This window comes from Burkholderia sp. Bp8992, from assembly GCF_003853705.1.
Taxonomy (GTDB): Bacteria; Pseudomonadota; Gammaproteobacteria; order Burkholderiales; family Burkholderiaceae; genus Burkholderia.
In genome coordinates this window covers 40075-55821 of the sequence record NZ_QTQI01000001.1, presented here as the reverse complement: position 1 = coordinate 55821, position 15747 = coordinate 40075, and the positions used below count along the sequence as shown (strand labels likewise).

The following is a 15747-nucleotide window of genomic DNA, read 5'->3' as shown; positions in this document are numbered from 1 at the left end:
CCGTGCGTACCCCGGCCAACGCAGGCCGGTCGAGCGTGCGTCGTCGTGACGGCGCGCAGCACGGTTTCCCCGAGTATATCGAGATGACCGTGAAGCCTGCCGCGCAATCCCGGCCGCTGGCCCCGGTTGAACGTCAGCCAGCGTACGCGAATGCCGCCAATCGATGAAATGAATATTCGTTATGCCCAGTCATAGACATCGTTCATGACCCTCCCGCACCTGCGCGAACGCACGAGCGGGCGCGGCTGATCCGGTGGATCGGCCGATTCGTCGATTCGGGGAGTGGCAAGGAGGGCGTTCCGCGACGCGGGACGCGTTCAGGATCAGAAATCAGGCAACCGCCGGACGCGCGCCGGCGGGAAACGGTCAACCGTCAGAATCCGTCGCCCGACGGCGCGTGCACGAACGCGCAGAGCTGCGGCGAATGCGTGTCGATCATCTGCTGGAACGGTGCGCGGTGCCCGTACGCGATGCCCGACACGAGCAGCAGGCAGACCGCCGCGATCCGCGGCGAGAACGCACGCTGCCGCGCGCCGTCGTAGCCGCGCAGGAATACCAGCGCGACCAGCGCGCCGAGCATCCAGCCGACGACGACTTCAGGCAGGGTGTGCGAGTGGTCGAACACGCGCGCGACGGCCGTGACCGCGCCGACGGCCAGCCCCGCCGCGATGCCGGGCGCCTTGCCGGGCCGGAACGCCTGCCACAGCATCGACAGCGCGACCGTCCACACGGACGTCGACAGCATCGTATGGCCGCTGATCACGCGGAAATCGAATTGCGGCAGCTCGATGCCGCACCCGGCATAGAGGATCTTCGTCGCGCCGACGAGGCCCATGCCGGCAGCCAGCAGCACGCCCCAGCGGACGGCAAGGCGCCAGTCGGTCAACGCCAGCCATGCCGCGCACGTCAGCGCGATCGGCAAGGTCAGCGCGGCATCGCCGAGGTTGCTGATTTCACTCCACATAACGGACTTCGGACAACGATGGAAAGGCCGCAGTTTACCGCATGCGCGCACCGCGGCTGTGTCAGCCTGTGACAGGCTGTATCAGCCCGCGACGCCGGTAATCAACAACAGGTTCGTGCCGGTGATGACGACGAACAGCGCCCACGCGGCGACCTGCATCCCGCGGCCGATCGTGTGCTCGCCCATCGTGTTGCGATCGCTGACCGAGCGGATCAGCGGCCACATCGCGAACGGCAGCTGCAGGCTCAGCAGCACCTGGCTCCATACGAGCAGTTGCCCGACCGAGCCGTCGCCGAGCCACAGCACGCCGATCAGCGCCGGCACGAGCGCGAGGCCGCGCGTGATCAGCCGGCGCTGATAGCACGGGATCTTCGTATGCAGGAAGCCGTCCATGATCACCTGGCCGGCGATCGTGCCGGTCAGCGTCGAGCTCTGCCCCGACGCGAGCAGCGCGATGCCGAACAGCAGCGCGGCCGCGCCGCCCGCGATCGGCGTAATCAGTTTGTAGGCCTGCTCGATATCGGTCACGTTGTGCTGGCCGGTCGCATGAAACGCCGCGCCGGCCACGATCAGGATCGCCGCGTTGACGAGCATCGCGACGAACAGCGACACGATCGTATCGATGCGCACGAGCGCGAGCGTGTCGCGGATCGTCCCGCGCGCGCCGCCGACGACACGCCGCGTCTGCACGACCGACGAATGCAGGTACAGGTTGTGCGGCATGATCGTCGCGCCGACGATGCCGAGCGCGAGCACGATCGCGTCCTTGCGGTCGTGGCCCGGATCGCCCGGCACGAGCCCGCCGACCACCGCATGCCAGTCGGGCGGCGTGATCGCGACCTGCGCGACGAAGCAGAACGCCATCGTCGCGATCAGCCCGAGCACGATCGCCTCGATCTGCCGGAAGCCCTTGCCCTGCAGGCCGAGCACGATCATCGTGTCGAGCGCGGTCAGCACGATCCCCCACGCGAGCGGCACGCCGAGCAGCAGCTTGAACGCGAGCGCGCAGCCGAGGACTTCCGCGATGTCGCACGCGATGATCGACACTTCGGCGGTCACCCACTGCACGACGCGGCCGAACCGGCCGTAGCGGTCATAGCTGGCCTGCGCGAGATCCTTGCCCGCAACGAGGCCGAGCCGCGCCGCGAGCATCTGCAGGAAGATCGCCGCGAGGCTCGAGAACGCGACGACCCACAGCAGCGAATAGCCGAACTGCGAGCCTGCCTGGATGTCGGTCGCCCAGTTGCCGGGATCCATGTAGCCGATCGCGACGAGCAGGCCGGGGCCGAAGAAACGCTTGAGCTTCTGCCAGCGCGGCGCGCCGGCGTCGATCGTGATGCTGCCCTTTACTTCCGACGGGCAGAAAGGGGCGGTGGCGGTAGTGGGGAGGAAAGGCATGGAAACCGGGAATCGAGATCGCGACAGGCCGATTTTACGGGTATCCGTCCCGTTTTCTCGTGCGCGTCGATGCACGCGTCGCAACTCATCCCCTCGCTGTCGCACGACGCGGCGCCGGACGCGTCGTCCGCATCGCGCGGCACGGTGCCGTAATTCAGTATCCGCTCCCGCTCGGCGACGCGAAATTCGGTCGGCGACATCAGCAGGCGCTGGCGAAACAGCTTCGCGAGACGCTCGCCGCTGCCGAACCCGGTACGCCGTGCCACCTTGTCGGCCGGCAGCGTCGTATGGATCAGCATGTGGCACGCACGCTCGAGCCGCACGTGCTGGACGAACTCGGTCGGCGTCACGCCGATCTCCTTCTTGAAGCGCCGCAGGAAATTGCGCTCGCTCATCGCGGCGGCCTGCGCGGCGCTCGCGATCGAGATGCGGTTCACGCTCTGCGCGCGCAGCCGCTGTGCCGACATCCGGATCGGCGGGCTCGCGCTCAGTTCGCGAAACGCCCACATCGACTGTGCATAGCGCTGCTCGACCGGCCGCATCATGTTGCAGGCGATCTCCTGCGCGGCGCTGTCGCCGAGATCGGCACGGAACATGTCGAGCGCGGCCGCGAACACGTCGGTCTCGCCGGCCTGCAGTTCGACCGTCGTCGCGGCACGGCGCCCGCCGCGGCCGGGCCGCACGTCGATCGCCGACGACGGCCGCTGCGTGGCCGCGAGCGCGGGCAGGTCCATCGCATCGACGATCCAGCGCGCATGCCGGCGAATGTCGGTCAGGCGCCGCTGCAACGCGTCATCCCAGTTGACGGCCGCACGGTCGCCGTGAAGATGAAAGAACGCGAGTGCGCGACGACCGTGCTCGTCACCGAGCGGATCGGCCGCAATTCTCACGCCGGACGACGACTGCAACAGTCCCCCGCTTTCCGATACGTATTTCAGCTGGTAATCCGCACTGTACGGCTGCAGGCGATTCGCCAGGTTGAACGCCTCGCCGAGACGCGCGGCCTGGGCCAACGAAAAACCCGTACTCAAATAGATAACGACCCACCGCTCATCTGCTGCATTCACTGGCCAAGCCCCCGACTTGTTCGACTTCTTCTAATACCGTCGAACTGTCAGGCTTATATTTGGTTTGAATGCGTGCGACAGGACGGCTATCCCGAAATATGAAGCGACGGCATCTTAGCCGAACGGGTAGCGCCTTTGGCACGAAATGGCCGACGCGGACAGCATGATGGCGGATTACTACAGGCTGTCGCGCATTGCCGGTATGCCGGCACAGAATCACGCGTGCGATGCGGTCGATCATTGCGGCCGTCTTGCGTGGCGATGCACGCGCCGTGATGCACCGCGCACCGGATGACGCTGCATTCACGTACCGGTTCGAACGGTATCGATACGCATCGAACGCACTCGATCGGCACGCACGACACGCCGCGCATCCGTTGTCCGTGCATCCTTTAGAATCGATCCACCGTTCACCACGCCAGCCGCGCTCCGTGCCCGCCGATCATCGTCTCGACCTGAACCTGTTTCGCGTGCTCGACGCCGTCTACGTGCACGGCGGCATCGGCGCGGCCGCCCGCGCGCTGCATCTCACGCAACCGGCCGTCACGCATGCACTCAACCGGCTGCGTGCGCATTTCGACGATCCGCTGTTCGTGCGCCAGGGCAATCGCGTCGTGCCGACCGAACGCACGCGCGCGATCATCGCGGACGTGCAACTGCACCTGAAGGGCCTGCAACGCACCGTGCGCGATCCGTCGGCATTCGATCCCGCGACGCTCGACCTGAGCATCGCCGTCGGCATTCGCGACGTGCTGGAATCGATTGCGCTGCCGCGGATCGTCGCGGCATTCGCCGATGAAGCACCGGGCCTGCGGCTCGTGAGCCGCCGTGTCGCGGTACCCGACATCGAGCGCGAACTCGCGTCGGGCAATACCGACCTCGTCGTCGATCGTCGCGTGCAGACGGGCCCCCGCATCGCGACCGAGCACCTGCTCGACGATTCGCTCGTCGTCGCGCTGCGGCGCGATCATCCGCTGGCATGCGAGCCGCTGCGGCGCAGCGACTATTTCGCGGCGCGGCACATCGCGGTGTCGTCGCTCGGCGAACCGCAATCGCTCGACGTGCTGCTCGGCAACGACGGACGCTTCCGCGATATCCGTCTCACCTGCCAGCACTATTTCGCCGCGTGCCAGATCGCCGCGACCGGCGACCTGCTGGTCACGCTGCCGCACACCTATGCGCTGCGCATGGCCGCGCTGCTGCCGATCGACGTGCGGCCGCTGCCGTTGCGGCTCAAGCCGTTCCCGCTCCTCGCGTACTGGCACGAATCGCGCGACACCGATCGTGCGCACCAGTGGGTACGCGAACGCATCGCCGCGCTCGTGCGCAGCAGCGCCGGCGCCGCCGACGCATCGCCGCACGCCGGGACGGTATGCTGACGGCTGCGCGCCGCCGTGCGGCGCCCGCTTTCTACTTCCCGCTTACCGGAGACTTGCCATGTCGCTCATCCATGCCGCCGCCGTGCTCGACGCGGACGCACCCGACTACGTCGTCCAGCTGCAGGCCGGCACGCACGCGCTGACCGGCGACGAAGCGCCGCGCGAAGGCGGCCAGGATCGCGGGCCGGCGCCGTACGAGTTCGTGCTGGCCGGTCTCGCGCAATGCACGGCCGCGACGCTGCGCATGTATATGCAGCGCAAGACGTGGCCGGCCACGCGCATCGCCGTGCGCACCGAGCTGCATGCGGATCGCGAAGGCGTGCAGTACGTGCGCCGCGTCGTGACGCTCGACGGCCCGCTCGACGATGCGCAACGCCAGCGGCTCGCGGAAATCTGCGAGAAGACGCCGGTGACGCAGTTCATCAAGCGCGGCACGCGGATCGAAACGACGTTGAACTGATACAGGCCGCAAGCGCCACGCGGCATGCGATCGCCGCGTGACATGCAAAACGGGCGGGCCGCGCACGATGCGCGACCCGCCCGTTCGTCGTTGCCGCCTGGCGTTTACAGTCCGAGCGCGGACAGGTCCAGCTTGCCGCCCTTCATCGGCGGGCACCAGAAATACGCGCCCGTCAGCGGCCGCGTGAAGCGGAACAGGCCGTCGACGATCCCGTCGTCCGCGCCGCTCATCCGGCGCATCTGCACGTCGAATGCGCGGAACGAGCAGCCGAACGCGACGAAGTAGAGGCCCGCGCGGCGCGCGTCCGACCACGGCGACGAACGGCGCAGCATGAACGCCTCGGGCTCGAAGCTTTCCTGCGCGGTGCGCTTCACGTGCGCGAACTCGGGCGCGTCGTCGAGCTCCTCGTTGTCCGAACGGCGGCGCCCGACGATGTTGTCCATGTCGCCCGACGGAATGCGCTCCATCTGGTCGAAGTCGTGCAGCCACTGCTGCACGGCGACGAAGCTCGCACCGTCGAGCCCCGCGCCCTGCCCCGTCACGATCGCCGCGGCCACCGCGTCGTCGCCTTCCGGGTTCTCGGTGCCGTCCTCGTAACCGGACAGGTCGCGATCGTTCGAGTAGCGGAACCCGTCGACGGCATCCTGCAGTGCAAATGCTGGCGCGAGCGCGCGTTCGATCGCCCGCGCACGCAGCACGATCTCGCCGCGGTCGTCGGCGCGCAGCCAGACCCACACGTCGGTCGGCGTGGCCGGCAGCGTGCGGTCCTTCACCGTGAACGCCGGGAACTCGGTCAGGCCCGGCACCGGACGCCCGAGGTGTGCGGCCAGCGACTGTCCGAACCCGACGACCGTGTCGCGTCCGTCGACGATCTCGCGCAGCGCGGCCAGCGCCGCTGCCACGTTGCCGTCATTCGAAATCGTGAAAGTGAGGTATCGGGCTGCCGTGTCGATCGGAGCCAGGATGCCTTGCTGAACGTCGCTCATCGTTTCCTCAGGTGTGTATCGGGGGTGAATCCGGGGTGAATCTGCGGGGCCGCACCATGGTGCGCCGTGGACGCCGAAGTGTAATCGATGCCCCTGCCGGCCCCTGCGCTGCCGCGCCGCGGAACGCCCGCGAAAGCAGGGCCGAAACCCTGAATACTAACCGTATCGACGCCGCAACGCCGCATTCGTCAGACGTTGCAGCGCGCCGTACACTGCTGATAGAATCTTTTCACGTCTTTTCGGCGTCCTTTCAACGTTCACTTCAGAGGAGGTGCAGATGTTCCGAATGCCAGCCACCTTCTCGAACGTGGTCCCACGGCGCAGCTGATCCAGCCCGCCGTCCGCGCCGGCTCCCGAGTTTTCCGCTAACCCGTCAGCCGCGCTTTTCCCGACAGCCCGTTTTGCGCTCCGCCCGCGATTTCCGCGCGGCCCGGCTGTTGCGTTTTCGACGTTCTCCGAACCGGAAAGTCCCGTCGCGCGATGCGCCGGGCAACGATAAATGACCAGAAAAACTGCCCATCTGGGCGGCCATGCATTCCAGGCCGTCTTCGGCTTCACCCTTCGTTACTGGCGCAAGCAGCCGGCGCGCACCGCCACGGTCGCGGGCTTCGCGCTGCTCGCCGCGCTCGCGGACGTCCTCACGCCGCTGTTCGCCGGCCGCCTCGTCGATGCGCTGTCGACCGGCCTGACCGACCGCGCCGCCGCGTGGCATTCGGCCCTCGTCGCGTTCGGCACGCTCGCCGCGCTCGGCCTCGGCGCGACGGTGCTGCGCCAGGGCGTGTACCTGAACATCATCACGCTCACGCTGAAGATGATGAGCGAGATCGCCGCCGCGTCGTTCCACCGCGTGCAGCGCTTCTCGACCGACTGGCACGCGAACAGCTTCGCGGGCTCGACCGTGCGCAAGATCACGCGCGGCATCTGGGCGCTCGACCTGCTGAACGACACCGTGCTGATCGCGCTGCTGCCGTCGGTCGCGATGCTGGTCGGCGCCACCGTGCTGCTCGGCACTCACTGGCCCGTGATGGGGCTCGTCGTCGGCGCGGGGTCGCTGCTGTACATCTCGGTGACGGTCGCGGTGTCGCTTGGCATCGTCGCGCCGGCCGCGCGGCTCGGCAACCTGTGGGATACGCGCATGGGCGGCGCGCTCGCCGACGCCGTGAGCTGCAATGCCGTGGTCAAGGCATTCGGCGCGGAAACGCGCGAGGAAGCGCGGCTCGCACGCGTGATCGGCAAGTGGCGGCAGCGCACGCGCCGCACGTGGGTGCGCGGCACGTTCAACGGCGGGCTGCAGGGTGCGATGCTCGTCGCGATGCAGGCCGCGATGATCGGCGTCGCACTGCGGCTGTGGGTGAACGACGAGGCGAGCGTCGGCGACATCGCGTTCGCGCTGACGATGTTCTTCATGCTGCAGGGCTACCTGCGCGACGTCGGCATGCACATCCGCAACCTGCAGCGCTCGGTGAACGACATGGAGGAACTCGTCGCGCTCGAACGCCAGCCGCTCGGCATCGACGATCGCCCCGACGCGCCGGCCATCCGCATCGGGCAAGGCGAGATCCGCTTCGAGCACGTGACGTTCCGCTACGGCAACCATCCGGTGCCGCTGTACGACGACTTCTCGATGCGCATCGCGCCGGGCGAACGTGTGGGCCTCGTCGGCCATTCGGGATCGGGCAAGACGACGTTCATCAAGCTGATCCAGCGCCTGTACGACGTGTCGGGCGGCCGCATCACGATCGACGGCCAGGACATCGCGCGCGTGCGGCAGGATTCGCTGCGCAGCCAGATCGCGATCGTGCAGCAAGAGCCCGTGCTGTTCCACCGCACGCTGGCCGAGAACATCGCGTATGCGCGCCCCGATGCAAGCCGCGCCGACATCGAGCGCGCCGCGCGTCTCGCCAGCGCGCACGACTTCATCGCCGCGCTGCCGGACGGCTATGACACGCTCGTCGGCGAACGCGGGATCAAGCTGTCGGGCGGCGAGCGCCAGCGCGTCGCGATCGCGCGCGCATTCCTCGCCGATGCGCCGATCCTGATTCTCGACGAAGCGACGTCGAGCCTCGACAGCGAAAGCGAGCTGCTGATCCAGCAGGCGATGGAGCGGCTGATGGTCGGCCGCACGACGCTCGTGGTCGCGCACCGGCTGTCGACCGTGCGCGCGCTCGACCGGCTGCTCGTGCTCGATCGCGGCAAGGTGATCGAGGAAGGCAACCACGACGCGCTGATCCGCATCGACGGCGGCATCTACCGCCGGCTGTTCGAGCGGCAGGCGCTGGAGCTCGCGAAGGGGCTCGCGGATACGCCGCGGCGCGTGGCAAACGATGAAGCCGGGCCGCTGGGGGAGCCGGCGGAGGCTTGACGCAAGCGTGTCGCGACACGGCCCGGGCGGCGTGGTCAGCGCCGCCCGGGCCATGTCGGCGACAATCGGTTCTGGATCGAGGCCGTGCCATGCGCACGGCTTTTTTTGCTCGCGACACGTGCACGGCGGCGCCGAACCGCGCGCCGCGCAAGTGTCCGCCGCCGGGATCACTTATCATGTCGGCCAGGCAATTCGCGACGAAAGGCAGACCATGTTTACAGGCATTGTTCAGGGTGTTGGCACCATCAACGCCATCAAGGATCACGGCGAACTGAGGACGTTCAGCATCGCATTCCCCGAGCGCTTCACCGACGAGATCGAGATCGGCGCCAGCGTGTCGGTCGATGGCGTCTGCCTGACGGTGACGACCATCCATTCGCCGGAGCTGATCGACTTCGACATCATGTTGCCGAGCCTGCGGATCACCACGCTGGCCGACCTCACGACCGGCGCGCGGGTCAACGTCGAGCGGGCCGCGAAGGACGGCGCGGAGATCGGCGGGCATCCGCTGTCCGGTCACGTCGATTTCCCGGGGACCATCCTGCACATCGCATCGTCCGAGCACAACCGGATGATCCGCATCGGCGTGCCTGCCGAGTTCAAGCGCTATGTGTTCGCGAAAGGCTACATCGCGATCAACGGCTGCAGCCTCACCGTATCGGACGTCAATCGCGACGAAGGCTGGTTCGACGTCTGGCTGATTCCCGAAACGCGCCGCGCGACCACGTTCGATGCAAAGGGCGTCAACGACAAGGTCAACATCGAGATCGAGCGCAGCACCCAGGTCGTCGTCGATACGATCCGCGAATCGGTCAAGGAAACGCTCGGCGAATTGAACGGCGTCGTCACCGCGCTGCTGGCGGAAAAAGGCATCGATATCGAAGAACTGCTGGCGCGCAATGTCGCGCGGCTGCCGAAGCAGTAAAGGCCGATTACCCGCGTGCTAGGTGATCCGCTGGATCACCGAGTACCGGCTGCCGTCGAAAAACACCTCGACCCACGGTTCCGAATCCTCGAACGTCCAGAGAACGAACTCGAGATCCGTCAGTTCATTCCAGTCGTCGTCGGGCCATGGCATGTTCCACCCGCCCGCGACGGCCACCACGCCGCCCGTGTAGAGCGGGCATTGCGCCATCCACTCGCGCTCGTAGTCGTGCGCGGCCGCGCCCTTGAAGTTGCCGTTGAATCCCCAGTCGCGCTGCCAGCCGTGTGCAGCGAGGTACGCGCCGATCGCGGCGGAGCCGAAGCGGAACAGCGCGTCGACCGGCGGAAGCGACATCGCGTCGGATCGGCACAGCGGGCGGCCGGCGCGCACGGGTTGCGCGGAAGCCTCCGCGCGGCCGCCCGTGCCGTTTTCGTCGAGGTACACGTTCAGCCAGGTTCCGTCGCGCTCGACGGAGATACACAACGCGCCGTCGTCGACCCCATGCCAGTAGCCGGTGACGGGTTCGCCGTCGTCCGCGAAGCGGTAGAGGCGGCATGGCCTGGCAAGGCGCTTCGCTTCGGTCAGAAAGTCGTCCAGCGTCATCGAATGTCTCTCGGTTGATGTCCGGCATGCAGTGAACGGAAACACCGCTCGGCCGATGGGGACGGACGTTCGCCCCCGCCTCATTCCACCTCGGCCTGCGTCCCCTTCCCCACCGCCACGCGCTGCGCGCGGTAAATCCCCGCGTGCCCCGAAAACAGATAAGCGACGACACACGCGACGATCGCGTACACGCCGATGTCCGCGCCGAACAGTTCGATCGCCATGATCGTCGACGCGATCGGCGTGTTGGCCGCGCCCGCGAACACCGCGACGAACCCGAGCCCGGCGAGAACCGGCACCGGCAGCGCCAGCACCTGGCCAAGCGCGTTGCCGAGCGTCGCGCCGATGTAGAACAGCGGCGTCACTTCGCCGCCCTTGAACCCCGACGCGAGCGTGACGACCGTGAACGCGAACTTGCCCGCGAAATCGTACAGCGGCAGCGGGCCGTGAAACGCGGCTTCGATCGTCGGGATGCCGAGGCCGAGATACTGCGGCACGTTCAGCACGGTGGCGGCCGCCGCGACGAGCAGGCCGCCGAGCACCGGCTGTAGCGGCGCATGGCGGACGACGCGCCGGAACCATGCGGTCAGCGCATGCGTCGCGAACGCGAACAGCCGCCCGACGACGCCGAACGCGACGCCCGCGACGATCGTCACGGCCAGCCCCGTCGACGACACGGCCGGCACGAGCGGAATCGCATAGGCCGTGTGATGCACGCCCCACGCGCGGCACACGACGTCCGCGACGATCGCCGACGCGACGCAGGTCAGCAGCGCGTCGTACCGCACGCGCCCGATCGCGAGCACCTCGAGCCCGAACACGGCGCCCGCGAGCGGCGTGCCGAACACCGACGCGAAACCGGCCGCGATGCCGCCCATCAGCAGCACGCGGCGATGCTCGCGATCGAGGCGGAACACGTGCGTGATGCGATCGGCCAGCGCACCGCCCATCTGCACGGCCGTGCCCTCGCGGCCGGCCGAGCCGCCGAACAGGTGCGTGACGACGGTCGCGACGAGCACGAGCGGCGCCATCCGCTTCGGCACGAGCGCCTTCGGGTCGTGGATCTCGTCGATCAGCAGGTTGTTGCCGCGCGCGACCGACTGGCCGAAACGGTGATAGATCCAGCCGGTGGCAAAACCGGCGGCCGGCAGCCCCCACAGCAGCCACGGATGCGCGATGCGCGTGCCGGTCGCCCAGTCGAGCGCGATCAGGAACAGCGCGGACGCCGTGCCGGCGAGCGCGCCGAGCAGGGCTGAGAGCGCGAGCCAGCGGCACACGTAGCGCACGGTCGCGAGAAGATCGGCAGAAGTCGTGAAAAACATGATTTCCAGATTCGACGGAACATCCAAACCTGGGCGGCAGAATACCGCATCGACGGCCTGCGACCTCCTGACGACCCAGGAACACGCAGGCATCATCAGCCGGGCAAACCGGCGGTTGAGGGCCGCACCGCGCGCAACGCGCCGGGAACGACCGCAGGGAGGCATGCCATCTCCGCAGGCCGCCATTGTAAGCGACGCCGTACCTCGCCGGCAACGCAACCGCGGCGCGCCGTCAGTCGCGCAGCGGGCGCGTGATGCGCGAAACCAGTTGCGGCGCGATCCGCTCGAGCGGCAGGATCGCCGACGCCGCGCCGATCGCCGCGGCCGCCTTCGGCATCCCGTAGACGGCGCTGGTCGCCTCGTCCTGCGCGATCGTGTAGCAGCCCTTCGCGCGCATCGCCTTCAGCCCGAGCGCACCATCGCGCCCCATGCCCGTCAGCAGCACACCGAGCGCGTCGCCCTGCCAGCCGTCCGCGACGCTGTTGAAGAACACGTCGATCGACGGCCGGTACGGCGTCTCGACCGGATGCCGCGTATAGCCGAGCACGCCGCGCGGCGACAGGTAAAGGTGGTCGTTGGTCGCCGCGAGCAGCACCTCGCCGGCCTGCGGCACACTGCCCTGCCGCGCGACGCGCACCGGCAGCCGCGTATAGCCGTCGAGCCACTCGGCCATTCCGTACGCAAACGCCTGGTCCACGTGCTGGACGATCACGAGCGCGGCCGGGAAATCGGCCGGCAGCGCGCGCAGCAGCGCGGTGAGCGCGGTCGGCCCGCCCGCCGACGCACCGATCGCGACGAGCGTCGGCTGGCCGCGCGCGGGCGCCGGCCCCGGCGGGACGAGCGCCGCCGTCCGGCTTTCCAGCAGCCGGCCGATCTGGTCGATCTTCGCGAGCAGCGCCTGCGGCGACCCGTCGGCCGACAGCCCGAGCGCGAGTGTCGGCGTGTCGACCGCATCGAGCGCGCCGGCCCCCATCGCCTCGTACACCGACGACGTGTTCGCACTGACGCTCGCCGTCACGATCAGGATCGCGCACGGCGCGCGCGCCATGATCCGGCGCGTCGCGGCAACGCCGTCGACCTTCGGCATCACGAGATCCATCAGCACGACGTCGGGCGGATGGGCGACGCAGAAATCCACCGCCTCGTCGCCGTCGGTCGCAACCCACAGCACGCGGTGGTCCGCGCGCAGCGCGATCACGCGGCGCAGCGCCTCCACGGCCAGCGGCAGGTCGTTGACGATGCCGATGTTCATCCGCGCGCGCCTCCGATCAGGTCGTGCACGGCGTCGAGCAGCGCCTCGTCGTGGAAGCTGCTTTTCGCGAGGTAGTAGTCGGCGCCGGCATCGAGCCCGCGGCGGCGATCCTCGTCGCGATCCTTGTACGACACGATCATCACCGGCACGCGCTTGAGCATCGGGTCGCCCTTGATCAGCGTGACGAGTTCGATGCCGTCCATGCGCGGCATGTCGACGTCGGTCACGACCAGATCGAACACGTCGCTGCGCACCGCGTTCCAGCCGTCCATCCCGTCGACCGCGACGGTCACGTCGTAGCCGCGCTTTTCCAGCAGCTTGCGTTCGAGCTCGCGCACCGTCAGCGAATCGTCGACGACGAGCACGCGGCGGCGACGATCGGCGAGCGCGAGCTGCGGGTCGCGCGTGAGCCGCGCAAGCTGCCCGCCGCGCACGAGCTTGTCGACCGAGCGGATCAGGTCCTCGACGTCGACGATCAGTACCGGGTCGCCGTTCTCGAGCAGCGCGCCGGCCGCGATGTTCTGGATCTTGTGCAGGCGGCTGTCGAGCGGCTGCACGACGAGCATCCGCTCGCCGAGGAAGCGGTCGACCGCGACGCCGTACAGCTCGGGCTCGGCGCCGACGACCACGACGGCCGTGCTGGTGCGCGCGGCGTCGGGCTCGCCCGCGTCGAGCAGCTGGTGCGCGGCAACCAGGCCCGCACGCCGGCCGTCGAACGGAAAATGCGGCTGCCCTTCGAGCACGTCGATGTCGGCGTGCGCGAGTTCGAGCGTGCGGCGCACGTGCGCGAGCGGGAACGCATACGGCTCGCCGCCGACTTCGACGAGCAGGCTGCGGATCACCGACAGCGTGAGCGGCAACTGCAGCACGAAGCGCATGCCCGCGCCCGGCTCGTTGAAGATCCGCACCGCACCGCGCACGCCGCGCACCATCTCCTGCACCGCGTCGAGGCCGACGCCGCGCCCCGACACGTCGGTCACCGCATCGCGCATCGAGAAGCCCGGCAGCAGCAGGAATTCGAGCAGCTCGGGGTCGGACAGCCGCGCGGCGGTCTCGTCGTCGGTCAGGCGCTGGCGCACGACGGCCGCGCGCAGCGCGTCCATGTCGACGCCCGGCCCGTCGTCGATCACACTGACGAGCAGCGAGCCGGCGCTGTGGCGTGCCTCCAGCGTCACGCTGGCCTCGGCCGGCTTGCCGCGCGCGCGCCGCGCGTCGGGCGAATCGACGCCGTGGTCGATCGCGTTGCGCAGCAGATGGCCGAGCGGCGCATCGAGCAGGTCGAGGATGTCGCGATCGACCTGCGTGCCCTCGCCGACGATCGAGAAGCGCACCTGCTTGCCGAGCGAGCGCGCGAGATCGCGGACGATGCGCGGATACGCGCGCGTCGCGTCGCCGAACGGCCGCATCCGGCACTGCAGCGCCTCGTCGTACAGCTGCTCGGCGATATGCGTGCTGCGCCGCTCGAAGCGGTCGAATTCGTCCATGCGCTCGGCCAGCGAGCGCTGCAGGTCGTTGAGCATGTGCCGCACTTCGTTCATCGACGCGAGCATGCCCGCGTCGAGCTCATCGGCGAACTGTTCGACCATCAGGTCGAGCGAGCGGGCCGCGTCGCGCTGCGCCCGCTTCACGCGCAGCATCGACTCGGCGAACGGCTTGAGCCAGCGCGATTCGACCAGCGATTCGCCCGACAGGCTCAGCAGCCGGTTCAGCGTATCGGCACGCACGCGGCGCATCGCGCCGGCACCGGCCACGCGGCCGGCCTGCGCCGGATCGGGCACCGCGCCCGACACGGCGAGCGGCGGCACCGCGGCGCTCGCGCCGACCGGCTCGTTCGCGGCGCCGTCGTGGTCGCGATACGGCATGACCGACGGCGGCGCCGGCGGCGGCATCGCGACGGGCGCCTGCATCGTCTGTGCGCCGTCAGCGCCCGTCAGCGCGGCCGCGAACACGTCGATCTCGGTCGGCGTGACGGGCTGCGCCTGCGGATCGCCGACGCGCACCAGCAAATCGACGCCGGCGAGCAGCACGTCGACGTGCGTGGCCGTCAGCGAAATCGTGCCGGCCTGCGCGGCGACGAAGCACTCCTCCATCCGCCCCGCGATGTCGACGCCGAGCGGCACGCCGACGATGCGCGCGGCGCCCTTCAGCGAATGCGCGGCGCGCATGCAGGCTTCGAGCGCGACGGAGTCGGGCTCGCCCGATTCGAGCGCGAGCAGCCGCTCGGACAGCGCCTGGGTCTGCGTGCGCGTCTCCTCGCGATACAGCTCGAGCAGCGACAGGTGGCTCAGGTCGTCATCGCCGCTCATCGCATGCTCCGTGTCACGGCGTCGAACAGCCGATCGTCGTCGAGCAGGCCCACCGACTTGCCGCGCCACGACAGCACGCCGCGCGACAGGCCGGCGCTCGCACGCCCGACGGTCGCCGGCACCGGCACCCAGTCGGATGCGCCGAAGCGCAGCACGCCTTCGACTTCGTCGACCGGGAACACGACCGGTTCGCCCTGGTGCGCAGCGACCAGCAGCCGCGTGAAACGGCCGTCGCCATCGCGGTTGCCGCCCTTGCCTGCATCGAGCCCGAGCAACGCGCCGATCGAGATCGCGATGCGCAGCGTGCCGCGAATGTTGACCACACCGCGCACGGCCGAATTGCGGCGATGCGGCAGCGAATGAATCGGGCGCGTGCCGGCGATCTCGCGCAGCACGCCGATCGGCAGCGCGAGCCATTCGTCGGCCACGCGGAACGCCAGCGCCGCATGGTGCGTGTCGCCGTCGTCGCCGCCCGCGTGCTTGGCGCCGAACGCACCGATCCGGCGCGTCGCGTCGGCCCGCTCGGCGGCGTCGAGCGGACGCTCGAGCAGCTTCGCCGCGTGAGACGCGTAGACCGGGCAGTTCAGGCAGCGCAGGCAGTCGTTCAGCCGCTCGCACGAGCGGTCGCCGCGCGTGCCGATCCGGTTCCAGCAATCGTCGACGTCGATCGTCGTGTCGTCAATGGCAGCGGCGGCGCGGTTCATGAGTTTCTCTGGTCATCGC

Annotated in this window: 13 protein-coding genes and 1 riboswitch; of the genes, 4 read left to right on the top strand and 9 right to left on the bottom strand. The window is 68.9% G+C overall.

Translation table 11 applies throughout. The features are described 5' to 3' along the window. Positions 1-373: 373 nt before the first annotated feature. The 3 genes from DIE03_RS00260 to DIE03_RS00250 all read right to left on the bottom strand — a co-directional run bounded on the left by DIE03_RS00260 (position 374) and on the right by DIE03_RS00250 (position 3375). Positions 374-964, bottom strand: a complete 591-nt coding sequence (locus tag DIE03_RS00260) for a phosphatase PAP2 family protein (protein ID WP_124446378.1) — start codon at positions 962-964, stop codon at positions 374-376. 81 nt (positions 965-1045) lie between these two features. Further along, positions 1046-2362 (bottom strand): Nramp family divalent metal transporter, encoded by a 1317-nt coding sequence (locus DIE03_RS00255; RefSeq protein WP_124446376.1) that lies wholly within the window; start codon positions 2360-2362, stop codon positions 1046-1048. Further along, positions 2311-3375, bottom strand: a complete 1065-nt coding sequence (locus DIE03_RS00250; protein ID WP_124446374.1) for a helix-turn-helix domain-containing protein — start codon at positions 3373-3375, stop codon at positions 2311-2313. Before DIE03_RS00250 ends, DIE03_RS00255 begins: the two co-directional genes overlap by 52 nt. 485 nt (positions 3376-3860) lie before the next feature. Between DIE03_RS00250 and DIE03_RS00245 the strand changes: the two genes are divergently transcribed. Continuing rightward, positions 3861-4808, top strand: coding sequence for a LysR family transcriptional regulator (locus DIE03_RS00245; protein WP_124446372.1), 948 nt, complete (start codon positions 3861-3863; stop codon positions 4806-4808). Positions 4809-4866: 58 nt separating this feature from the next. Then, positions 4867-5268 (top strand): OsmC family protein, encoded by a 402-nt coding sequence (locus tag DIE03_RS00240; protein WP_124446370.1) that lies wholly within the window; start codon positions 4867-4869, stop codon positions 5266-5268. A 104-nt stretch (positions 5269-5372) separates the two neighbouring features. On the opposite strand, the gene DIE03_RS00235 is transcribed toward DIE03_RS00240, so the two are convergent. Continuing rightward, the gene (locus DIE03_RS00235) at positions 5373-6254 is read right to left on the bottom strand and encodes a Dyp-type peroxidase (protein WP_124446368.1); all 882 of its coding nucleotides are present in this window, start codon (positions 6252-6254) and stop codon (positions 5373-5375) included. Between the two features lie 499 nt (positions 6255-6753). Here DIE03_RS00235 and DIE03_RS00225 point away from each other — a divergent pair, with 499 nt between their 5' ends. Beyond that, positions 6754-8616, top strand: coding sequence for an ABC transporter ATP-binding protein (locus tag DIE03_RS00225; RefSeq protein ID WP_124446366.1), 1863 nt, complete (start codon positions 6754-6756; stop codon positions 8614-8616). A gap of 211 nt (positions 8617-8827) precedes the next feature. Continuing rightward, positions 8828-9541 (top strand): riboflavin synthase subunit alpha, encoded by a 714-nt coding sequence (locus DIE03_RS00220; protein WP_124447247.1) that lies wholly within the window; start codon positions 8828-8830, stop codon positions 9539-9541. Between the two features lie 18 nt (positions 9542-9559). Here the strand turns inward: DIE03_RS00220 and DIE03_RS00215 are convergent, their stop codons facing one another. The 5 genes from DIE03_RS00215 to DIE03_RS00195 form a co-directional block, all read right to left on the bottom strand. Then, a complete protein-coding gene (locus DIE03_RS00215; protein ID WP_124446364.1) occupies positions 9560-10144 on the bottom strand; it encodes a hypothetical protein in 585 nt (194 codons plus the stop codon). Between the two features lie 80 nt (positions 10145-10224). Continuing rightward, positions 10225-11466: a voltage-gated chloride channel family protein gene (locus tag DIE03_RS00210; protein ID WP_124446362.1), complete on the bottom strand. Its 1242-nt coding sequence runs from the start codon at positions 11464-11466 to the stop codon at positions 10225-10227. Between the two features lie 79 nt (positions 11467-11545). Then, a riboswitch (Fluoride riboswitch) is annotated at positions 11546-11649 on the bottom strand. A 49-nt stretch (positions 11650-11698) separates the two neighbouring features. After that, the gene (locus DIE03_RS00205) at positions 11699-12718 is read right to left on the bottom strand and encodes a chemotaxis response regulator protein-glutamate methylesterase (protein ID WP_124446360.1); all 1020 of its coding nucleotides are present in this window, start codon (positions 12716-12718) and stop codon (positions 11699-11701) included. After that, positions 12715-15024 carry a hybrid sensor histidine kinase/response regulator gene (locus DIE03_RS00200; protein ID WP_124446358.1) on the bottom strand — a complete coding sequence of 770 codons (2310 nt, stop codon included), beginning with the start codon at positions 15022-15024 and terminating at the stop codon, positions 12715-12717. The genes DIE03_RS00205 and DIE03_RS00200 overlap by 4 nt, the downstream gene beginning before the upstream one ends. Continuing rightward, positions 15021-15728, bottom strand: coding sequence for a chemotaxis protein CheW (locus DIE03_RS00195; protein WP_124446356.1), 708 nt, complete (start codon positions 15726-15728; stop codon positions 15021-15023). The genes DIE03_RS00200 and DIE03_RS00195 overlap by 4 nt, the downstream gene beginning before the upstream one ends. Positions 15729-15747: the final 19 nt, after the last annotated feature.